The organism is Phytoactinopolyspora halophila (assembly GCF_003287285.1).
Lineage (GTDB): Bacteria > Actinomycetota > Actinomycetes > Jiangellales > Jiangellaceae > Phytoactinopolyspora_A > Phytoactinopolyspora_A halophila.
The window spans coordinates 62,666-83,549 of the sequence record NZ_QMIG01000001.1; the positions used below are offsets into that span (position 1 = coordinate 62,666).

The window sequence follows — 20,884 nt, forward strand, 5'->3', positions numbered from 1 at the left end:
GGTCAGCCGACCTTTCTGGTGGCGCGTACACCCATGTGCAGGTACGGCGTGCCGTCGTCGAGCGTGTAGAAGGTCACCGGCGTCCACGTGCGGGCGCCGGGCGCGCGTACGGCGAAGATCCGGTCCCGCACCGGAATCAGGTCGAACTCCCGGGGTGGATGGTCGATGCCCGCGATCTCGAGGGTAATCGTCAGCCGGAGCCGCGGGCCGGTGTCGGCCTGCCACACCTCGATGCGCGCGCCCGCCCGCTCGTACGTACCCGCGTACGGCGTGACATCGGCGGTGGCCGACTCGTCCGGTGGCTGCAACGGGGCGGCCATCTCGATGCCAGCGAGCTCGCGGAACACCTCCCGGACCAGCGACTCGTACAGGTCACGGGAGAATCCGCCGTTGGTCAGCAACGTGACGGCGAGACCCTGCTCCGGCACGATCCGCAAGAACGCCGACTGGCCGATGGTGTTCCCGTCGTGCCCGATCAGCTCGGCACCGTTCCACGCCAGCCGGAACCATCCCAGGCCCCAGGACTGCGCGATGGTGTACGTGTCGGGCAAGGCTGCCTCGTGAGCCCGCATCGCCGCGACGGACCGCTCCGAAAGCACGCGGCGACCGTCGGCCGCCGTTCCCCCGGCCAGATGCATGCGTGCGAACGCCAGGACGTCGCCGACGGTCGAGGTGATCATGCCGGCCGGGCCGCCGGAGCGTTCCAATCCCCAGACCGGTGCCCGCCGGAACGGTTCGTCGTCCTCGTGGACATGACCCGTGGCCGTGCGGTGCAGCAACGCCTCCTCGGGTAGCGTGACGGTGCGGCTCAGACCGAGTGGCTCGAAAAGCCGTTCCTTCATCGCGTGATCCCACACCTGCCCGGTCAACGTCTCGATCACCCGGCCGGCGATCGAGTAGCCGGAGTTGCAATACGACCACGTCGCACCCAGGGGGTGGTTGAGCGGGACGTCCGCGAGCCGAGCCACATATCGTTCGAGGCAGTCGTCACCACGGCCGGTGTCGATGAACACGTCGCCGTCGATCCCGCTGGTGTGGGTGAGCAGGTGGCGCATCGTCACCTGCTCGGTGACCTCGCGATCGGACAGCACGAGCTCGGGAAGGTATGTCGCGAGGGGCTCGTCGAGGTCGAGCAGCCCCTCGTCGACCAGACTCATCACGACGCTTGCCGTCCACACCTTGGTCACCGAGCCGATCTGGAAGAGCGTGTCCGCGGTGACATCGACGCCGGTGTCGACGTTGGCCACGCCGTAGCCGATCTCCAGCGTCTCGTCGCCACGCTCGATCCCGAGGGCAGCTCCCGGCACCCGGCATCGTTTCGCGAGCTCCGCCAGCCGGCGTTCCCAGTGGCCCCGGTCCAGCTCGGCAACGGTCACCCGTGGCTCCTTCGCGGTGTGGTGGGTGAGCCAGTCGACGATGCGCCGGCAGTAGTCCGCCCGGTGGGAGGGGCGCCCGTCGAGGATGAACAGGTGTCCCGCTTCGGGATACAGCACGAGCTCGGCCGGGACGCCCCGGGCGCGCAGCGCCGCGAACCATTGCTCGGCCTGGCCCGCGGGGCAACGGTGATCGGCCAGGCCATGCAGGATGAGCATCGGGGTTGCCACCCCCGCCACGTACGTCAAGGGTGATTGCGCGGCCAGCCGCTCGGGATGGCCGTGGGCCGAAGCGCGGGTCTCCAGCTCGGTGAGCAAACGCCCCTCGTCCGACGTGCCTGCCATGCTGGCGAGGTCGGTGACCACGCCACCGGCCACCGCTGCCGCGAAGCGGTCGGTGCGGCCGGTGAGCCAGCACGCCATGTAGCCACCATAGCTGTATCCGCTGACAGCGAGCCGCTCCGGATCGGCCAGCCCCTCGCGGACCAGCTCGTCCACCGGTTCGAGGAGGTCCTTCTCGTCCGCCAGGCCCCAGCTGCCCACCGCTGCCGTGTAGAACTGTTCGCCGTACCCGTCGCTGCCGCGCGGGTTCACCAACAGGACCGTCCATCCACGGGCGGCCAGCATCTGGTGATAGACATGCTCGGCGTCGAGGACGGGACTCCACGCGTTATGGGGGCCACCGTGGACGTCGAGCAGGAGCGGCGCCGGAGCCGGTGCCCGCCTGTCGCGGATCAGCCACCCGTGCACGACGGTGCCGTCGGAGATCGCGAACGAGCGTTCCTCGGCCACGAACGGCTCCACGTCGGTGGGCGTGTCGTCGTTGAGGACTGTCTCGACGCCGGTCTCGAGGTCGACGACGGCCACCGCCCCGTACGAGCGGGGCGAGGACACGACGACGGCAGCACGCCCGGACGCCACCGACAGCCCGGACACCACGCGGCCGGGTCCGCCCACCACGAGTTCCGGTTCACCGCCGTCCAGCCCCACCGCATACACCTGCGTACACCCGCGGTTCCGCGCGCAGAAGAGCACGGTGTGGCCGTCGTGGAATCGTGGCAACCCGCCCGGATAGCCAGGACCGCCGGGCATGACGTTGCGGTCGAGCTGCTCGGTGAGGTCAACCGGGACGCCACCCGCCACCGGCACTCGCAACAGCCGGGTATGACCGACGCCGACCTTGCGGCTGCCCACCACCAGCAGATCCTCGCCACCGGGAGACCAGGCCACCGGGGTGGCAAGGCCATCCGGATCTCCGACCAGACGCGGCACCGGTTCGTCGATATCGGCGTCGACGACGTAGACCGCGGACGCGCCGGTGAGGTCAGCATCCGGCCCGGCCGGCGCGCCGAAGGCGAGCGTGCCCCCGTCCGGTGACCACACCGGATCCGACGCGTGCCAGTCACCGGAGGTGAGCTGGCGCACCGTCGACGAGCGCAGATCGACCACGAACAGGTGCTTGCGGTGTCCCCGGAGCAGCCCCGTGCCGTCCGCCTTGTACCCGAGCCGGTCGATCACGATCGGGGCACGTGCGCGCCGCGCGGCATGATCATTCCCATCCCGCCCGGCCCGATCACCGCCGCCCCCATCGGCTTCCCAGGTGTCCACGGGAGCCGCGAACGCGATCCGCGTGCCGTCGGGCGACCACACCGGCGCACCAGCGCCGCCGGGCAGGGCCGTCACCTGGACCGACTCACCCCCGTCAGCCGGCAGCGTATGGATCTGGGCGACCGCGCCTCCGGCCCGCACGAAGGCGATCGCGCCACCATCCGGAGACCACGCCGGGCACGAGTCGGCGGGGCCGCCGGTCAGCTGCCGGGCGGCGCCACCGTGCACCGGCACTCGCCAAAGCGACGTCCGGTCCTCGTCAGCATCCAGGTCAGCCATGCGCACGACGTAGACAACGCTGGTGCCGTCGGGCGACAGCGCGGGCTGCGACGGAGTCCGGAGCCGGTCGAGCGGAACTGTCATCACTCTCTCCTCGTGGCGTGGTCGGACGGGCCGAGCGCCGACCCGATCCGTGGAACGGATTCCAGCAACAGCTGGGTGTAGGGATGTTCCGGCCGCTCGAGTACCTCGTCCCCGCCGCCGAACTCCACGATCCGGCCCGAACGCATCACCGCGATCACATCGCTGACGTAGCGGACCACCGCGAGATTGTGCGAGATCAACAGGACCGCCAGATCGAGTTCCCGCTGGATGTCGCGGACCAGGTTGAGGACCGACCCCTGCACGGAGACGTCGAGGGCGGAGGTGATCTCGTCCGCGATCACGACGTCGGGCCGCGCGGCGAGCGCGCGGGCCAGGGCGATCCGCTGCCGCTGCCCACCGGAGAGATCGCCGGGCAGGGATGTGGCTCGCCACGGATCGATGTCGACGAGTTCGAGTACCCGGGCGACTTCGGTGCGGCGCTCCGCCCGGCGAATCCCGCGTGGCAGCGCCTCGGAGATCGACTCGCCGATCGTCATCCGGGGATCGAGCGACGAGTACGGATCCTGGAAGACCATCTGGACCCTCCGGCGCCGGAGGGTCCGGCCGCTCTGATCCACCCCGCCGAGCTCGATCCGTCCGGAGGCCACCGGCACCAGGCCAACCGCGGCCTTGGCCAGGCTCGACTTGCCCGAGCCGGATTCACCCACCAGACCGACCACCGAACCCGGCGGGACTTCGAGGTCGACGCCGCGCACCGCCCACGTGGCGCGCGAGCCGCTGCCGAACCGGATGTGGACGTCCTCGAATACCAACGGTCCCGTCACTGGTCGTCTCCCGTCGTCACCCGGGCCGGCGTCTGTTCCGGTGACTGGCCCGCCGTCCCACCGGGCATCTCCCCCGCCGTCCCACCCGATACACTTTCCGCACGCTGCGGATGCCAGCAGGCTGCACGCTGCTGCGGCCCGACGACCTCCAGCACGGGGTCGGTGCTGCGGCAGAGATCGTCGGCGAACGCACACCGTGGGGCGAAGGCACAACCTGGTGACCGCTCCGAAGGCTCGGGAGGCCGGCCGGCGATCGTGGCCAGGGGAACGTCCTGTGGCGTGCTCATGTCGGGCACCGACGCCAGCAACGCTCGCGTGTACGGGTGAACGGCGCCGCCGTCCAGCCGGTCGACCGGCAGTTCCTCGACGATCCGGCCGGCGTACATGACCAGCACGCGGTCGCATATCTGCGACACCACGGCGATGTCATGCGAGATCAACAGGATCGCCGCACCCGAGTCGTGCTGCACGTCGCGCAGCAGCCGGAGGATCTCGCGCTGTACGGTGACGTCGAGCGCCGTGGTCGGCTCGTCGGCGATCATCAGCTGGGGCCGGCCCATCAGGCCCATGCCGATCATGGCACGCTGGCGCATCCCGCCGGAGAACTCGTGCGGGAATTGACCTGCCCGCATCTGCGGATCCGGGATGTGCACCCACGTCAACCGCTCGACCGCCCGGCGTAGCCCTTCGGCTCGGGACGTGCCGTCATGGGTCTGCGCGATCTCACCTAGCTGCCGGCCCACCCGCATGGAGGGATTGAGCGAGGACGTCGGATCCTGGAACACCATGGCGACGGACGTGCCCAGCCGGTCCCGGAGCTGCGCCTCGCTCGAGGCGAGCACGGGCACTCCGGCAACGTCGAGCCGGTCCGCCGACACCGTTGCCGATGCGGGAGCCAGGCCCGCCGCGGACAGCGCCGTCAGGCTCTTTCCCGAGCCGGACTCCCCGACGATGCCGACGGCTTCGCCCGCGCGCACGCCGAGGGTGACGCCGTCGACGGCGCGGCTGGTTCCCCGCTCCGCCGGAAACGCCACGGTGAGGTTGTCCACGTGCAACACCGTGTCGCCACCGGTACCGGCCGCTTCCTTTCCGGACTCGGGCTGTTCAGCATGCCGGGCGCGGCCAGCCACGGGTCCACGGCCGGTACGGACACCGAGCACGGCCGCGCACGTCTCGCCGAGCAACGCGAAGACCAGGCCTGCCACGACCACCGCGACACCCGGTGCCAGCGCGGCAGCCGGATTGACGTAGATGCGGCCCAGACCTTCGCCCAGCAACCTGCCCCAGTCGTACGTCGGCGGCTGCACTCCCAAACCGAGGAACGACAGCCCGGCGAAGGCGAGCAGCGCACCGCCGGCACCCATGGTGGCGTTGACCACCAGTGGTTCGGCGATGTTGGGCAGCACGTGCCGCCGGATCAGGCGGAACCTGCCGACACCGGCGATGCGGGCCGCGGAAACGTAGTCCCGCCCCGCTACCGACGCGCTCAACGTCTGTACCAGCCGGGCGAACGACGGCGCGATCGCCATCCCGATGGCCAGCATGGCCCCACGCGCATCGAGACCGAAGATGACCGCGAAGAAGAGCGCCAGCAGCAGCGCTGGAAACGCCACCAGGAAGTTCACGAGCGCCACCACCATGCGGCCCAGGCGCTGGCCGAGCACCACCGGCAGGGTGCCGAGAATCAGGCCTAGGGCGATGCCGATCGCCGTCGCCCCGAGCGCCAGGCCCAGCGACGTCCGGGTGGCCACGAGAACCCGGGCGAGCACGTCGCGGCCGAGATCGTCGGTACCGAAAAGGTGATCGCCGGACGGCGGCTGGTTCATCGATGCCACGTCGGTCTCTTCCGCCGCGCTACCCCAGAGGACCGGGCCCGCCACGGCCAGCACCAGGAGGGCGAGCGACCCCGCGGCTGCCGTCGCACCCAGCGGCGTTCGCAACGCGGCGCGCCATCGAGCAGTCCTCATCTCATGACTCCCGGATGGTTGATCGCGGATCGGCGATGCCGAGGACCACGTCCACGGCCAGGTTCAGGAACAACACCGACGTTCCGTAGACCAGCACCACGCCCTGCACCAGGGGATAGTCCTTCTGCAGGATCGACTCGACGATCGTCATGCCGAGTCCGGGCCAGGCGAAGACGTTCTCGACCAGGACGGTGCCGATCAGCATCGCTCCCAGGACCAGACCTCCGATGGTCAGCATCGAGGTGAGGGCGTTCGGAAAGACGTGCCGCCGGTAGACGAGCCGGCGTGGCAGGCGCTTGGCTCGTGCCGTACGCACATAGTCCTCGCCGAGGACCCGGAGTGCCTCGACCCGCAAGATCCGCGCGAGCGCCATGGCCGGACCGAGCGCCAGCGCCAGCACGGGCAGCACGAACGAGGACGCACCGGACATGCCAGCCACCGGGAACCACCCGAGGCTGACCGCGAAGACCGCCACCAATGCCACCCCGAGCAAGAACTCCGGGATCGCCGACATGACCGCCGCGGTGGAGGTGAACCCGAGCTCGACGCCCCGGCGCCGCCCATCCCGGGTGAGCAGGGCCATCGCAAGGCCCAGCGGAACCGCGATCGCCACCGCGGTCAGGAAGGCAAGCGAGCCGAGCAACGCCGTCTGCGGCAACCGGTCCGCGATGATCTCGGACACGGGGGTGCCGGAGATCATCGACGTGCCCAGATCTCCGGTGAACAGGCCACCCAGATACGAGACGTATTGCGTGATCAGTGGTTCGTTCAGGCCCAGCGATTCCCGGCGCGACTCGACCAGATCCGCCGGAGCTGTCAGCCCGAGGGCGGCCCGGACCGGATCACCGGGAATCAGGTGGATCATCAAGAAGGTCGCGGTGACCACCACGAACACCGAGACCAGCAGCCGGGCGAGCCTGCGCGTCAGGAACCGCGTCCACGGATTGCTCAGCCTGTCCAGCCCGTACGGCAGGCCGCCGCCGGCCGGCGCACCGGGTACGTCCGGCGCATCGGGCACGTCCGCCTGGCCGTACAAGCTCGCCCCCGCCATCACTCGTACAGCCGGATGCTCGGCGGCACGTAGTTGTTCGCGAGCAGGCGCACCTCAACACCGTCAAGGAAGAGCGAGCGCACCTCGTCCACGAACGGGATGACGTCGGCATTGCTGACCAGCGCTCGGTCGGCGTCCTCCCACAACGGGCACCCTTCCTCCACGGGCAGCTGCGCCGCCTGGGCGGTGAGCTCCTGGTATTCCTCGTTGTCGAGATGGGCGAAGTTGGTGCCCTCGGGTGGAACCGGGCCGGAGAAGAAGGGGATCAACTGTGAGGGAAACGCGACGGTCAACCTGATCAACGCGGCGTCCCAGTCGCCAGAACCGAACACGACCTCGTTGATCTGGGTCTGCGTGATGGGTTCCAGTTCGACGCGAGCTCCCACGGCCTCCCACTGCTGGGCAAGCAGCTCGCTGCCGGCGGAGACACCCGGGCCCATCTCACTCAGATAGGTCAGCGAGAGCGCGAGGGGCTCGCCGTTCTTCGAGCGCACGCCGTCGGAGCCTTCCTCCCATCCGGCGTCGTCCAGCAGGGCCTCGGCGGCCTCCACGTCGTGTTCGGGGATGGTTTCGCTGACGGTGTCCGCCGAACACACCTGGGGATCCAGCACGCCCAGACCCTCGGCCGGCTGGCCGCGCCCGTCGGTGAGCGCCATCCCCACGGCTTCGAAGTCCGTCGCGTGCGCCAGCGCCTGGCGCACGGCCGGATCGGCGCCGGGCCTGCCGTCGGTCTGGTTGAAGAAGAGCTCACCGAACAGCGCGGGCAGTTCCAGCCTCGCGGCGCCGCTCTGCTCCACCCGGTCGATGTCGGCGCCGGTGAGATCCACGACGTCGAGATCTCCGGCGAGAAACATGTTCGCCGCCGTCGACTCGTTCGCCACCACGTCCAAGGTGACCGTCTGCGGAGTACCCGGGTCCGCCGCCGACGCACCCTCCGGTCCCCACGCGTACTCGTCGCGGCGTTCGAACGTGTAATGGTCGCCGGCCACGAAGTCCACCAGCTCGAACATCCCGGTTCCGGATGAGCCTTCCTCCAGGATGGAGCGATCCGCCATACCCGCCGGGCACACGATCTGCATCAGGCCGCTGCCCTGCAGCAAGAACGGATCGGGCCCGGGCGACGTGATGGTGACGGTGCGCGCGTCGTCGTCCGCCGTGGCCGTCACCCCCGGTTGCACCCAGACGCCGAGCTGCGGCGACTCGTTGGCCGGGTCGGCCACGAATTCGACGTTCTCGGCGACGTCCGAAGCGGTGAGTTCGGTGCCGTCAGTGCAGGTGATGCCATCCTTCAGGGTGTAGGTCACGCGGTCGAGTTCGACGTCCCACGACTCCGCGAGGTAGGGGACGGCCTCGCCGTCCTCGTCGATGAAGATCAGCGAATCGTACATGAACGTGGTGACCCAGCGGGTGATACTGAGCACCGTCATGTGCGGGTCGAGGTTGCCCGGATCACCCGTGATGGCACCACGAAAGGTGCCGTCCTCGATCGGGGTTCGTTCCTGTTCTGCCGAGGTGTCGTCGCCGTCTCCCGCCCCGCACCCGGCGAGGAGGACGGCGGCTCCCGTTGCGGCGATCATCGTCCTGGACCACATACGGTCCCTCCTTGGTCATTCGCCACGCAGATGCTCGACGGCGAGCCGGGCGGCCTGCCCGATGGCGGCGTCGATCCGCGGCTGGCACGGGTCGAGCGATTCCGCGCGGGTGAAGACCGCCACCGCGTAGCTCTGGTCATCGGGATAGGTCACGACCCCGGCCTCGTTGCGCACGGCCGGCAGCGTGCCCGTCTTGCCTGCCACCTGGACGTCGCCGGGAAATCCCGACGTGAGCCGGTGGGGCCAGATCTGGTGCGCCATGATCGAGCGCACCTCGTCGCACGCCTCGGGCGGTCCGGCCTCGTCCGTCCAGATCGCGGCCAGCAACGTGGTCAGATCGCGCGGGGTGCTCGCGCTCGTCCGCGCCGGGTCCAGCACAGACAGCTTCCAGATGCGCTCCGGACCGGCCTCCACGAACGCCGGCCCGAGCTCGTCGAGCGAGACGCCGAGATCGGCCGCCATCGTGGCGAACAGGTCCTCGCAGCAGCCGATGATGTTCGTGCTGTGCAGTCCCACGTCATCGAGTACCGCCTGAATCCGCCGGTATCCGAGGCGGCGATACAGGACGTCGGTGGCCGCGTTGTCGCTCATCGTCATCATGAACATGGCCAGATCGCGCCAGCTCATCTCGACGTCGTCCGCGCATCCGGCGGTGCCGACTCCGCCCGTGCGATCGCGCGCCGTCACGGTCGTGCGTTCGGCGGGGTCCAACCCGCCCGCCGCGGCCTCCCGGGCGTAGGCCACCGCAAACGGGATCTTGAATACGGAGGCGAGGACCACACGGGCGTCGGCATCGACGTTCACCTCGGCTAGCCCAGCGGTGCCGGCGGCTTCCACGTCGTCGGCGGCGGGGGTGTCGATGGCGCCGGTCCCGATGCGGCGAGCATGCACGGCGCCGCTCGCCCCGGCCTCCTCGAAGACCTCCCGTATCCGGTGCGTGACGGCCTTCATGTCAGCGCTCCACCCGCGGCACGGCACGCCCCTGGTGCAGGAACTTCGCCCGGCCATCGGGGTCACTGCCGACGAATGCGGCAGGCATGTGCATGCCATCGACCGGCTCGGCGGTGACGAAGGTGTCACCGGAGAGCCGGACCAGCTCGCTCCGGACCTCCTTCCGACCCGCCTCGGCCAGCACGCCACGCGGTGTCATGGTCTGCCAGAGCCGCCCCTCGGCGTCGCCCTCCACCGTGTACTCGACCACGTCGGCCGCATAACGCCCGACGTAGCGTGCGGGGTCGGCGACGGGCTCGGGCCGATCCGGCGGCGCGGGCAGGGACGGCACGCGGACCCCGGCGAGCTCCTGCAGGATGTGGTCCATCACCGTGGAGTACAACGCCAGCGGATTGCCGCCGTTGGTGAGGACCGCGACCGCCACGCCGGTGCCCGGAACGATGCGCAGGAATGCCGATTGCCCGATGGTTCCGCCGTCGTGACCGATCACGACACCCCCGGCCCAATCGAAGATCTCCCAGCCGAGGCCCCACGCATTGCCCAGGATGCCCAGATTCGGGAGCTCGACCTGGCGCTCCTGCATGGCCGAGACCGAGCCGTCAGACAGGATCTGCGCTCCGTCGGCGGACGTGCCCCCGGCGAGGTGCATGGCCGCGAAGCGCACGAGATCGGCGGCGCTCATGGCAAGCAGCGAGCCAGCCGGGGCGTTGGAGGCGGGCAGGGACCAGACCGGCGCCGGGACCTGCTCGGCTTCCGGCTCCGGTTCGATGTGACCGACCGCCGCGCGGTGCAAGATCGCTTCGTCCGCGTCGGTCGCCAGGTGCGACAGGCCCAGCGGTGTTGCCAGGTGGTCACGCAACGCCGTACCGAACGGCTTCTCCCGCAAGACCTCGACGATCCGGCCGAGGACGACGTATCCCGCGTTGTTGTAGGAGAACCGTTCCCCGGGCGCGAACAGCTGCGGCACCTCGGTGATGACGCCCAGGTACTTCTCGACGGCGTCGTGCCCGCGTCCCGTGTCGGTGAAGATGTCGCCCTCGAACCCGGCCACGTGACAGGTGAGCTGGCGGACCGTGATCTGCGCGCTCGCCCGCGCGTCCGCCACGGTGAACTCGGGGACGTACGCACGCACGGGGGCGTCGAGGTCGAGCCGGCCCTCGTCGACGAGCTGCATGATCAGGCTCGTTGTCCACACCTTCGTGATCGACCCGATCTGGAACACCGAGTCGGTCGTGGCGGCCACACCGGTGCGCACGTTCAGCACGCCCGTAGCGGCCTCCGCGATGTCGCCGCCTGCCAGCACGGCCACCGACGTTCCCGGGACTCCGTGCCGGTTCGCGAGTTCCCCGAGATGGCCATCGAGCCAGCCCTGTATCTCGTGCAGGTCTCCCATCACGTCCCTCCTCTTCGTCGAGTGGCACCACGCTAGAAGGGCGCACATGGTGGTGGTTAGTCGTGTACAACGAATCGGCGGCCTTGAACTCGTGCGATAGTCCAGACTGCTATCAGTGGCCTAGATCACATACTGGGGAACGTCCGCGCGGACGTTGACCCAGATCTCAGTTCAAGACACGGTATTGCGCTGGGACTGGAAACACCTGACCGAACAGGCGGCGGCCGGGAGGGCCACATGTACATCACGATGATCTCCGTCTACCTGGTCATCATCCTGGCGATCGGGATCTCGTTTCGCCGGTTCATCTCCGGCGTCGAAGACTTCGCCCTGGCCGGACGCAATCTGGGTCTGCCCGTCCTCATCGGCACGCTGTTCGCCACCTACATCGGCGGCGCGACCGTGGTCGGCTGGACCGGCAGCTTCTACGACCTGGGGATCGACTGGTGGTTCACCGGACTCGGGGCGCTGCTCGGTATCGTGCTGGCCACCGTCGTCATGGCCGAACGCAGCCGCAAACTCCGCCAGTACACGGTGCCCGATCTCCTCGCGTTGAGGTACGACAACACAACCCGATACGTCAGCGCGGCAATGATCATCGTGGGCGACATCGCCGTCGTCACCGTCCAGATCCTCGCGATCGCGGGGATCCTCGTCACGTTCACCGACCTCGACCGCACTCCGGCCATGGTCATCGGCGTCGTCTCATTCACGCTGATCTCACTCTTCGGCGGGATGAAGGGCGTCGCGTTTACCGACAGCATCCAGGCCATACTGATCTTCGGCGGCCTGCTCACCGGCGTGATCCTGCTGTTCCAGACCAACGGCGGGGTCGGCTCCGCCGCCGACGGCCTGCCCGACGGTTTCCTGCGGCCGTTCACCGACACCGACGGCCTCGGCGCGTTCAACATGGCCATCGCGGCACTCGGCACGACCGCCGTCTCCCAGGCAATCATCTTCTCGCGCATCTTCTCCGCGCGCGACGAACGGGTGGCGAAGAAGGCCATGGTGCTCCTCGTACCGATGGCACTCGTCGGGTACGGCCTGGTGGCGCTCCTGGGCTGGGGTGGGCGCGCCATCCTCGGGCCCGACGTCGTTCCCGATGACGTGTTCGCCGCCGTCGTCACCGATCTCATGCCGGTCGCCATCGGCGGCCTGCTGCTCGCCACGGTCGTGGCCGCTATCGTCACGTCCACCAACTCGATCTTGCTCAGCGCCAGTATCAACCTCACCCGGGACTTCTACCGGCAACTGATGCACCGCGAGACGTCGGACGTGGAGCTGCGCAAGGTCGGCCAGCTGGCCGTGGTCGTCTTCGCCGTGCTGGCGTTCACGCTCGCCGTCGCCATGCCGGACATCGTCACCGCGGTGGTCTTCGCCTACACCATGTACGCGGCAGCGTTGCTGGTGCCGCTCTATGCCGGCTACCTCTGGCGCGGCGCCACCGCCGCGGCCGGAACCTCAGCCGTCGTCGGCGGCGGTGGCACGGCGCTCATCTGGTACATCCTGGACCAGCCGTTCGACCTGCCGCCAATGGTGCCCGCGCTCGCCGTGTCGCTCGCGCTGATATTCGGCGTCAGCGCGTTCACCCGCAAACCGACCGAGCAACAGCTCGCGGTGCTCGACGTGTAGCCGAACGAGCTACCAGGTTCGGCACCGACGCCAGCCCCCGGACAGCGCTCGCCGCGCGGAGCGTCACGACGGGACACCGAGCTCCGCACGGAACAGGCGATGCACGTTCTCGCCGAGCACGGCCCGGATGTCGGGCTCGTTCCAGCCCCGCGCGGCCAGAGCGTCGGTGACGAGTGGAAGGCCCGCCGGGCCTTCCAAGCCGGGAATGTACGAGAGCCGGGCGATGCCGCCGCCCGAGCTCGCCCCGGCCGGATCCTCACACCCCGGCGGGGTGATGTCGTGGATGACCTCCTGGACGAAATCCGGACCCAGCCCGACGTGCTCGACGCCGATCACGTCGACCATGTGCTCGAGATGATCTACGAGGCGATCGATGGTGTGTTCGCTCTCGTCGAGGAACGGCGCGAAGAAATTCAGGCACACCACCCCGCCGGTGGCCGCGATTCCCCGGAGCTGTTCATCCGTGAGGTTGCGGTGGTGGTCCCGCAGCTTGCGCGCGGACGAGTGTGTCGCGATGAGCGGCCGGCTGGCGAGCTCCAGGACGTGTTCCACCCCGGATGCTCCCAGGTGGCTGACATCGAACATCATCCCGAGCTGCTCCATCAGCTCGACCGCGGCCACGCCAGCCCGGGTCAGCCGGCTCCCCGTCGCGTCCTCGCCGCTGCCGTCGGCCAGCGGCGTCCGGCCGAAATGCGCCAGCGAAGCCATCCGCACGCCGAGGCGGTGCAGCGTTTGCAGCAGCTCCACGTCGTCGCCGACGCCAGGGGCACTCTCCAGCGCGAGGACGAAGGCGATGCGCCCGCTAGCCAAAGCAGAATCGACATCCGCGCCATCGAGACAGAGCGCGACATCGTCGCGGTGAGCCTCGACGATCCGGTGGGCGCATTCGATCATTTGGAGGGTCTGCCGCAGCGCCCTCTCGGGCCGGTGCAGGGTGTCGATGTAGACCGGCAACACCTGGATGTTCACGCCGCCAGCCCGCAACTGCGGGAGCCAGCTCTCGCCGAAGAACTCACCCCACCGGTGCACCGGCCGCAGCGCGACCGAACAGAGCAAGTCGTTATGGGTGTCGGCAACGACGGCCTGATCGTGCACCGTCCGCCAGTTCAACGTCGTCGCCATCATCGATCCGGCGCGGAACGAGGACGCCGGGGTCCCGGCTCAGGCACTCTTCTCGCGCCGTTCCCGCCGGCCGCGCTGGGGCGCGGCATCTCGTGGAACGAGAGTTGGCAGCACGTTACGCAACACGACCTCGCGATCGATCACCACCCGGCCGACATCGTCCCGGCTGGGCACCTCGTACATCACGTCGAGCAGGACCTCTTCCATGACTGCACGCGTGCCCCGGGCACCGGTGCCACGCACCAGCGCCTGGTCGGCGACGGCCTCGATCGCGTCCGGCGTGAACTCCAGCTCGATGTTGTCGGCGATCTCGAACGTCCGTTTGTACTGCTTGATCAGCGCATTTCGGGGCTCGGACAGGATCCGGATCAGCGCCTCGCGATCCAGCGGGTTCACCGTCGTCAGCACCGGAAGCCGCCCGACGAACTCGGGAATGAGCCCGTACTTGAGCAGATCCTCGGGCATGACGTGCCGGAACAGCTCCGACGCGTCGTTGTCCTCCTTGCTACTGATCTCGGCACCGAATCCGAGACCGCGGCGACCGATCCGCTGCTGGATGATCTCGTCCAGGCCCGCGAATGCCCCGCCGACCACGAACAGCACGTTGGTGGTGTCGATCTGGATGAATTCCTGGTGCGGATGCTTGCGACCACCCTGCGGGGGAACGCTCGCCACGGTGCCTTCGAGGATCTTCAGCAGGGCCTGCTGCACGCCTTCACCGGAGACATCGCGCGTGATGGACGGGTTCTCGCTCTTGCGAGCCACCTTGTCCACCTCGTCGATGTAGATGATCCCGGTCTCGGCCTTCTTGACGTCGTAGTCTGCGGCCTGGATCAACTTGAGCAGGATGTTCTCGACATCTTCACCGACGTATCCGGCCTCGGTCAGCGCGGTGGCGTCGGCGATGGCGAACGGGACGTTGAGCATCCGAGCCATCGTCTGGGCGAGATAGGTCTTGCCGCAGCCCGTCGGGCCGATCATCAAGATGTTGGACTTCGCCAGTTCAACGGGCTCGTCCTTGCTGTTCGCGCGACCGGCCTGGCGAGCCTGGACCCGTTTGTAATGGTTGTACACCGCGACGGACAGGGCCTTCTTGGCGGCGTCCTGACCGATGACGTACTGCTCGAGGAACTCGTAGATCTCGCGGGGCTTGGGCAGCTCGGCCAACCCCGGGGCTTCTGCGTTCTCGTTGAGCTCTTCCTCGATGATCTCGTTACACAGGTCGATGCACTCGTCACAGATGTACACCCCAGGGCCGGCGATGAGCTTCTTGACCTGCTTCTGGCTCTTACCGCAGAAAGAGCACTTGAGCAGATGGTCGGTGTCACCGATGCGTGCCACGCGGTACGTCCTTCCGTCTCAGGTGCCGTCTTGCTCCTACCGCGGACCCATCTCGTCCCGCGTCCTACGAAAGTACCTCCTCGGCCGTCCGCGTGGCACCCATCTCACCAATCGGGCGAGTCGCCCCAGGCTAGACGGAATGCCGTGCCTTGCGGGACGACGTGAAATTGTCCACCAGGCCGTAGTCAATGGCTTCCTGCGTGGTCAAGATCATATCGCGCTCGACGTCCTTGCGGACCTCCTCCACTTCCTTGTTGGAGTGCTTGGAGATCATCTCCTCCATCAGGCGGCGCATCCGCTCGATCTCGTTGGCCTGGATCTCGATGTCGCTGGCCTGACCGAACATCCCCTCCGGGACGGCCGGCTGATGGATGAGCACTCGCGCGTTCGGCACGGCGAGCCGCTTACCCGGAGCGCCCGCGGCGAGCAGGACGGCCGCTGCCGAGGCAGCCTGGCCCATGCACACCGTGCGGACGTCGGGCTTGATGAACTGCATCGTGTCGTAGATGGTCGTCATGGCCGTGAACGAACCGCCGGGCGAATTGATGTAGATCTCGATGTCCCGGTCGGGATCCATCGACTCCAGGCAGATCAACTGGGCCATGACCGCGTTGGACACGTCGTCGGAGATCGGCGTTCCGAGGAAGATGATGCGCTCCTCGAACAGCTTCGCGTACGGATCGATCCGACGGTAGCCGTAGGAGGTGCGCTCCTCCCACTGTGGAATGTAGTAATTCATCGCAAAAGATCTCTCTCGTCTCGATGGGCGCGACTGCTGATCAGGCTTCGGTGCTCGGGATCTCCGAGGCGCTGGCAACGACCTGGTCGATGAAGCCGTACTCCAGCGCCTCCTGGGCGGTGAAGTAACGGTCGCGGTCGAAGTCGCGCTCGATCTCCTCGGTCGAACGTCCGGTGTGCCGGGCGATGAGCTCGGCCATCTCCTTCTTGGTACGGATCAGTGACTCGGTGTGGATACGGACGTCGCTGGCTGTGCCGCCGACACCGCCGGAGGGCTGGTGCATGAGGATCTTGGCGTGTGGCAGGGCGTAGCGCTTACCTGGCGTACCCGCAGCCAGCAAGAACTGCCCCATGGACGCCGCGAAGCCCATCGCCACCGTGACGATGTCCGGCTTGACGTACTGCATGGTGTCGTAGATCGCCATACCTGACGGCACGGAGCCACCCGGCGAGTTGATGAACAGCTGGATATCCCGGTTGGGATCCTCCGCGGACAGCAGCAGCAGCTGCGCACAGATGGCGTTGGCGTTGTGCTCGCGCACCTCGGAGCCCAGGAAGATGATGCGCTCGCGCAGCAGTCGGTTGTAGATCTGGTCGTCCAGACCCATCGACGTTCCCGGTGGCGTCGTTTGGGCCTGCTCGGACGGGACGGGACCGGGTGTCTCCGGACGTGGGTTCACCGCATGCTCCTCAGGCTTTCGAATGGTTGTCGTCAGTCGATCGGTGTGTCGCTCGGACGGCGAGTGTCGCACGGAACGCTTACCGCCGATGTACTGACATTAACCAACCGAACCCCGGACTCCATCCGCAGATCGGGCCTGTTCGCTGACGGCGTGCGTTCCCGGCTCCCGCCCGGCCAGATCGTCTCGGTGGTCCGCCCTCAGGCGTCGGCCTTGGGCTCCGGCTCCCCGTCCCCACCGGACGCGTCGTCGCTGCCGGACGCGTCGTCACCGCCCGACGCGGTGGCCGCACCATCGGAGTCATCCGAATCCGCCACAGCGTCGACCCGTCCGCTTTCCGCGGACTGCCCGGCGGTGTCGGCCTCGCTGCCAGCCTCCGTGGCCGCCCCGGCGCTCACATCGCTCTCGTCGCTCTGCTCGCTCTCATCCAGCTCGGCGAACTCGACATCCGGCACGGCGCCCGCAGCCTCGGTTCCTTCACTCGCGCCTTCCTCGGCCAGCGAACCATCCTCCATCAACCGGTCGAGCTCGACCGGGTTGCCCGACGCGTCGCGGATCGTCGCCTTCTCCACGACCATGGCCAGCGCCTTGCCCCGGCGGACATCGGCCACCACCGATGGCAGCTCACCGTTGTCGACCAGCCGCTGCGCGAGCTGGTTCGGATCGATGCCGCGCTGCATGGCCTGCTGCACGACATAAGACGTGAGCTCCTCCTGCGACGCCTCGAGCTCCTCGGCCTGCACCAGCTCGTCCAGGACGAACTGCTGCACGAGGTTCTGGCGCAACTGCTGCTCGAACTCCCCGCGGTGTTCGTCGTCGCCGTGACCATCGCTGAAATGCTGTTCGAGCTGAGACTGGACGATCTCATCCGGAACCGGGACGTCGCCGACCTTCTCCAGCAGCGCCTCAAGCACCTTGTTGCGCGCCTCCGTGGCCTGCTCGATACGCGCCGAACGCGTCGCCTGCTCGCGAAGATCGTTCATAAGCTCGTCGAGCGTGTCGAACTCGCTGGCCAGCTGGGCGAACTCATCGTCAAGCTCGGGAAGCTGCTGCTCCTTGACCGCCGTGACGGTTACCTCGCAGTCGACTTCCTGTCCGTCGTGCGTGCCGACCAGCGTGGTGCGGAACGTCGTCGACTCCCCAGCCGACAGTCCGGTGACGGCCTCGTCGAGCCCGTCGATCATGCCACCCTTGCCGATCTGATAGGAGACACCCGAAGCCTGCCCGCCCTCGACCGGCTCCCCATCGGCCGTGGCGTTCAGATCGATCTGCACGAAATCGCCGTCCGCAGCCGGGCGCTCGACACCGACGAGCGTGCCGAACCGGGCACGCAGCGACTCCAGGCGCTCCTCGACATCGGCATCGCTGACCTGAAGATCGTCGACCTGGACCTCCAGGCCCTCCCACTCCGGCAGCTCGATCTGCGGCTTCACCGCCACCTCGGCGGTGAACTTCAACTCCTCGCCGTCGTTGAGTTCGGACACGTCGATCTCGGGCTGGCCCAGCGGCTCCAGCTCGTTCTCCCGGACAGCGTCGCCGTACAGCTTGGGAACCGCGTCGTTGACCGCCTCCTGAAGGACGACAGGACGCCCCACGAACTGGTCGATCGCCAGCGGCGGCACTTTCCCCTTGCGGAAGCCGGGGATGTTGACCTGGCCACTGATGCGCTTGTAGGCGGACTTGATGTTCGGCTCGAGTTCGGAGAAGGGAACTTCGATCGCGAGCCGGACCCGCGTCGGGTTCAGGGTCTCGACGACGCTCTTCACGCTGACGTGTCTCCTGTAGATGAGGTGGTCTTTTTGGTCACGGTCAAAGTGGCAGGCCCGTAGGTCTCTGGACCCACCACCGTACCCGTTGGCTGGTCGGGGCGACAGGACTCGAACCTGCGATCTCCTGCTCCCAAAGCAGGCGCGCTAGCCACTACGCTACGCCCCGCATGCCCGTACAATTCTACGTCAGACGACCATGTACTCTAGTACGCGGAGGCACGCTCCTCCACGCGGGTGTAGCTCAATGGTAGAGCCCCAGCCTTCCAAGCTGGTTATGCGGGTTCGATTCCCGTCACCCGCTCCACGCGCTCCGGCGCAGGTGAGGCCAGGTCCGTACCCGGGCCTTCGGGCCGCCCCTCGGTGCGGCCTGCCAGCGGCTCGGGCGGTCTACGTGCGTTTGGCTCGTTGCTCCGCACATCGCATAGTTTTCTGCCACAGCAAGCACGGCTCTGTTCCTTGCATTGCCAAGTCGACCTCGTGAGGAGGCGGACGATGCTGGAAACCGAAGACCGGCCGTCAGATTCGCCATATGTCGCCCGGGTATGGCATAGCCGCAATGCTGGCGCCGAGCACATGATGTCCGTAGCGACATCGATCTGGGAACTCGTCGTGTGGAAGCATCGTGGCCTCCCCCACGCTGCGGTCCGGGGCCCGGAGACGACAGCCAGCATGGCTGACGTGCCTGACGACCTCGAAGCCTTCGGGATCAGCTTCTCGGCCGGCACCTCGATGCCGCACTTACCGGTGTCGCAGCTGGTCGACCGGCAGCTGGACTGCCCCCATGTCACCGCCAAGGCGTTCGTGCTGCGGGGCGAGGAATGGGAACTGCCGAACTTCGAAAACGCCGAGGACTTCGTGGCCAGGCTCGCCCGTGAGGGGGTAATCGTCCACGATCCGCTCGTGGAAGAGGTCGTCGAGGGCGGAACGGCGACGGTCAGTATGCGCTCGGTGCAGCGGCGGGTCGTCACGGCCACCGGCCTCACACACAGCGCCATCCGGCAGATCGAGCGCGCCCGGCAGGCGGCGATCTTGCTCGGTGAGGACATGACGCCCACCGATGTGGCGCACCGGCTCGGCTACTATGACCAGCCGCACCTAGCCCGGTCACTCACCCGCTTCATCGGCCGCACGGCGACCCAGCTGCGGCGCGGCGATGCCGCGGAGCCGCTGTCGCTTCTGTACAAGACGGACGCCTGAGCCCGTCCGTACCCTGGCGTCCAGCGTGGCACCGGCTTCACGCCGCGCTGGTTCGCCGGTGGCTCGGCCGGCGGATCATGAGCCACCAAGGCAACGGCCAACAGCATGGCCAGAAGGAGAACATCGAACTATGGGCAAGATCGTCTCGAATTTCTTCATCACGCTCGATGATGTGGTGGAGTCGCCGGACCAATGGCACTTCCCCTACTTCAACGACGAGATGGAGGCCGTCGTCACCGCGGGCATCGACGAGAACAGTGCGCTTCTCATGGGACGCAAGCTTTACGACGAGTGGTCGGCGTACTGGCCCAGCAGCACCGACGAGCCGATCGCCACCCACTTCAACGAGATTCCGAAGTATGTGATCTCCAGCTCGCTGACGAACCCGGAATGGAACAACACGACGGTGCTGCCAGGCGATGTCGACACGGTCCGCCGGTTCAAGGACGGCTTCGACGGCAACATCGGCATATCCGGCAGTGCGACAACCGTGCGCTGGCTGCTCGCCAATGGACTGCTGGACGAGCTCCGGCTGCTCGTCCACCCGATCGCCGTCGGCAGTGGTCAGCACTTGTTCGAGAACACACCCACGCACAAGCTCACCCTCACCCACAGCAGCACGCTCTCCACCGGCGTACTCAACCTCACCTACGTGCCCGCCTCCTGACCTTCACACGCAGTCGGGGGTCTCCGGGCCCTGACTTCGATATCCAGACGTGCGGAAATGCCGTCGGATCGGCGAATAAGTGCATCTCTGGACATCGAAGTCAGGGTCATCGGCAGGCGGGATACGATCGCCCGATCCGGGGGACCGTACCCCTAGAGTGATTCGGGACCTCATCGAACGGGAGCGGTCATGACCAATCACCGCAGCCGCCTGTGCCACATCGTGATCGACGTCGATGACCTCGACCGTGGTGTCACGTTCTGGTCCGCAGCACTCGATGCGACCGAAGAGCCGCTCGCCGAACAGAGCCGCCACATCTACCGGCGGTTACGCCTGCCCGACTCCGACATCCGGATACTGCTGCACGCGACCAACGACCAGAAGGTCTCCAAGGAACGGATCCACGTCGACCTCGAAACCGACGACATCGAAGCCGAAGTCCAGCGACTCGAAATGCTCGGCGCCACCCGCTGGGACTATCAACACGAGCGTGACCACGACTTCTGGGTGCTGCGCGATCCATGGGGCAACGAGTTCTGCGTACTCCATGTCGAGTTTCCCGAGCTGCTCTCGCGACGCCCCACCTGGCCTTCTGACCAGTCCTGACCTGCCACCCCTCCGACGACCACGGCCGTCCGAACGCGGTCGGCCGAGC

15 protein-coding genes, 2 tRNA genes and 1 pseudogene are annotated in these 20,884 nt (G+C 67.7%); 5 read left to right on the forward strand and 13 right to left on the reverse strand.

The window, feature by feature from the left end; translation table 11 throughout:
- Positions 1-2: 2 nt before the first annotated feature.
- The 7 genes and pseudogenes from DPM12_RS00255 to DPM12_RS00285 all read right to left on the reverse strand — a co-directional run bounded on the left by DPM12_RS00255 (position 3) and on the right by DPM12_RS00285 (position 11,083).
- Entirely contained in the window at positions 3-3,344 is a 3,342-nt protein-coding gene (locus tag DPM12_RS00255) for a serine hydrolase (RefSeq protein WP_112256114.1), read from the reverse strand.
- A gap of 50 nt (positions 3,345-3,394) precedes the next feature.
- A pseudogene (locus DPM12_RS00260) lies at positions 3,395-4,117 on the reverse strand (ABC transporter ATP-binding protein); the annotation flags it as partial.
- An 8-nt stretch (positions 4,118-4,125) separates the two neighbouring features.
- A complete protein-coding gene (locus tag DPM12_RS00265; RefSeq protein ID WP_112256116.1) occupies positions 4,126-6,096 on the reverse strand; it encodes a dipeptide/oligopeptide/nickel ABC transporter permease/ATP-binding protein in 1,971 nt (656 codons plus the stop codon).
- A 1-nt stretch (position 6,097) separates the two neighbouring features.
- Positions 6,098-7,147, reverse strand: coding sequence for an ABC transporter permease (locus DPM12_RS00270; protein WP_112256118.1), 1,050 nt, complete (start codon positions 7,145-7,147; stop codon positions 6,098-6,100).
- Positions 7,147-8,739, reverse strand: a complete 1,593-nt coding sequence (locus DPM12_RS00275; RefSeq protein ID WP_112256119.1) for an ABC transporter substrate-binding protein — start codon at positions 8,737-8,739, stop codon at positions 7,147-7,149. Before DPM12_RS00275 ends, DPM12_RS00270 begins: the two co-directional genes overlap by 1 nt.
- Before the next feature lie 15 nt (positions 8,740-8,754).
- Positions 8,755-9,690, reverse strand: coding sequence for a serine hydrolase (locus DPM12_RS00280; protein WP_112256121.1), 936 nt, complete (start codon positions 9,688-9,690; stop codon positions 8,755-8,757).
- A 1-nt stretch (position 9,691) separates the two neighbouring features.
- Positions 9,692-11,083, reverse strand: a complete 1,392-nt coding sequence (locus DPM12_RS00285; protein ID WP_112256123.1) for a serine hydrolase domain-containing protein — start codon at positions 11,081-11,083, stop codon at positions 9,692-9,694.
- 237 nt (positions 11,084-11,320) lie between these two features.
- Between DPM12_RS00285 and DPM12_RS00290 the strand changes: the two genes are divergently transcribed.
- A complete protein-coding gene (locus DPM12_RS00290) occupies positions 11,321-12,715 on the forward strand; it encodes a sodium:solute symporter family protein (protein ID WP_112256125.1) in 1,395 nt (464 codons plus the stop codon).
- Positions 12,716-12,778: 63 nt separating this feature from the next.
- Here DPM12_RS00290 and DPM12_RS00295 read toward each other — a convergent pair whose 3' ends face one another.
- The 6 genes from DPM12_RS00295 to DPM12_RS00320 all read right to left on the reverse strand — a co-directional run bounded on the left by DPM12_RS00295 (position 12,779) and on the right by DPM12_RS00320 (position 18,531).
- Positions 12,779-13,837 carry a dipeptidase gene (locus DPM12_RS00295; protein WP_112256127.1) on the reverse strand — a complete coding sequence of 353 codons (1,059 nt, stop codon included), beginning with the start codon at positions 13,835-13,837 and terminating at the stop codon, positions 12,779-12,781.
- A gap of 39 nt (positions 13,838-13,876) precedes the next feature.
- Positions 13,877-15,178 (reverse strand): ATP-dependent Clp protease ATP-binding subunit ClpX, encoded by a 1,302-nt coding sequence (clpX, locus tag DPM12_RS00300; protein WP_112256129.1) that lies wholly within the window; start codon positions 15,176-15,178, stop codon positions 13,877-13,879.
- 130 nt (positions 15,179-15,308) lie between these two features.
- Positions 15,309-15,917: an ATP-dependent Clp protease proteolytic subunit gene (locus DPM12_RS00305; RefSeq protein ID WP_112256131.1), complete on the reverse strand. Its 609-nt coding sequence runs from the start codon at positions 15,915-15,917 to the stop codon at positions 15,309-15,311.
- Positions 15,918-15,957: 40 nt separating this feature from the next.
- Complete coding sequence (locus tag DPM12_RS00310; RefSeq protein ID WP_112256133.1) at positions 15,958-16,524, reverse strand: ATP-dependent Clp protease proteolytic subunit; 567 nt, start codon at positions 16,522-16,524, stop codon at positions 15,958-15,960.
- Between the two features lie 272 nt (positions 16,525-16,796).
- The gene (gene tig, locus DPM12_RS00315) at positions 16,797-18,362 is read right to left on the reverse strand and encodes a trigger factor (protein ID WP_112256135.1); all 1,566 of its coding nucleotides are present in this window, start codon (positions 18,360-18,362) and stop codon (positions 16,797-16,799) included.
- A gap of 93 nt (positions 18,363-18,455) precedes the next feature.
- Positions 18,456-18,531, reverse strand: a tRNA-Pro gene (locus tag DPM12_RS00320).
- A gap of 64 nt (positions 18,532-18,595) precedes the next feature.
- Here DPM12_RS00320 and DPM12_RS00325 point away from each other — a divergent pair.
- The 4 genes from DPM12_RS00325 to DPM12_RS00340 all read left to right on the forward strand — a co-directional run bounded on the left by DPM12_RS00325 (position 18,596) and on the right by DPM12_RS00340 (position 20,835).
- A tRNA-Gly gene (locus DPM12_RS00325) sits at positions 18,596-18,669 on the forward strand.
- 188 nt (positions 18,670-18,857) lie between these two features.
- Positions 18,858-19,562 carry an AraC family transcriptional regulator gene (locus DPM12_RS00330; RefSeq protein ID WP_112256136.1) on the forward strand — a complete coding sequence of 235 codons (705 nt, stop codon included), beginning with the start codon at positions 18,858-18,860 and terminating at the stop codon, positions 19,560-19,562.
- Between the two features lie 130 nt (positions 19,563-19,692).
- Entirely contained in the window at positions 19,693-20,229 is a 537-nt protein-coding gene (locus DPM12_RS00335) for a dihydrofolate reductase family protein (RefSeq protein WP_112256138.1), read from the forward strand.
- A 189-nt stretch (positions 20,230-20,418) separates the two neighbouring features.
- Entirely contained in the window at positions 20,419-20,835 is a 417-nt protein-coding gene (locus DPM12_RS00340) for a VOC family protein (protein WP_112256140.1), read from the forward strand.
- Positions 20,836-20,884: the final 49 nt, after the last annotated feature.

Excerpts from the sequence above, each read along its gene's own strand:
- DPM12_RS00255 (WP_112256114.1), bottom strand. The coding sequence starts at position 3,344 with ATGACAGTTCCGCTCGACCGGCTCCGGACTCCGTCGCAGCCCGCGCTG.
- DPM12_RS00265 (WP_112256116.1), bottom strand. The coding sequence starts at position 6,096 with ATGAGGACTGCTCGATGGCGCGCCGCGTTGCGAACGCCGCTGGGTGCG.
- DPM12_RS00270 (WP_112256118.1), bottom strand. The coding sequence starts at position 7,147 with ATGGCGGGGGCGAGCTTGTACGGCCAGGCGGACGTGCCCGATGCGCCG.
- DPM12_RS00275 (WP_112256119.1), bottom strand. The coding sequence starts at position 8,739 with ATGTGGTCCAGGACGATGATCGCCGCAACGGGAGCCGCCGTCCTCCTC.
- DPM12_RS00280 (WP_112256121.1), bottom strand. The coding sequence starts at position 9,690 with ATGAAGGCCGTCACGCACCGGATACGGGAGGTCTTCGAGGAGGCCGGG.
- DPM12_RS00285 (WP_112256123.1), bottom strand. The coding sequence starts at position 11,083 with ATGGGAGACCTGCACGAGATACAGGGCTGGCTCGATGGCCATCTCGGG.
- DPM12_RS00290 (WP_112256125.1), top strand. The coding sequence starts at position 11,321 with ATGTACATCACGATGATCTCCGTCTACCTGGTCATCATCCTGGCGATC.
- DPM12_RS00295 (WP_112256127.1), bottom strand. The coding sequence starts at position 13,837 with ATGGCGACGACGTTGAACTGGCGGACGGTGCACGATCAGGCCGTCGTT.
- DPM12_RS00305 (WP_112256131.1), bottom strand. The coding sequence starts at position 15,917 with ATGAATTACTACATTCCACAGTGGGAGGAGCGCACCTCCTACGGCTAC.
- DPM12_RS00310 (WP_112256133.1), bottom strand. The coding sequence starts at position 16,524 with ATGGGTCTGGACGACCAGATCTACAACCGACTGCTGCGCGAGCGCATC.
- DPM12_RS00330 (WP_112256136.1), top strand. The coding sequence starts at position 18,858 with ATGCTGGAAACCGAAGACCGGCCGTCAGATTCGCCATATGTCGCCCGG.
- DPM12_RS00335 (WP_112256138.1), top strand. The coding sequence starts at position 19,693 with ATGGGCAAGATCGTCTCGAATTTCTTCATCACGCTCGATGATGTGGTG.
- DPM12_RS00340 (WP_112256140.1), top strand. The coding sequence starts at position 20,419 with ATGACCAATCACCGCAGCCGCCTGTGCCACATCGTGATCGACGTCGAT.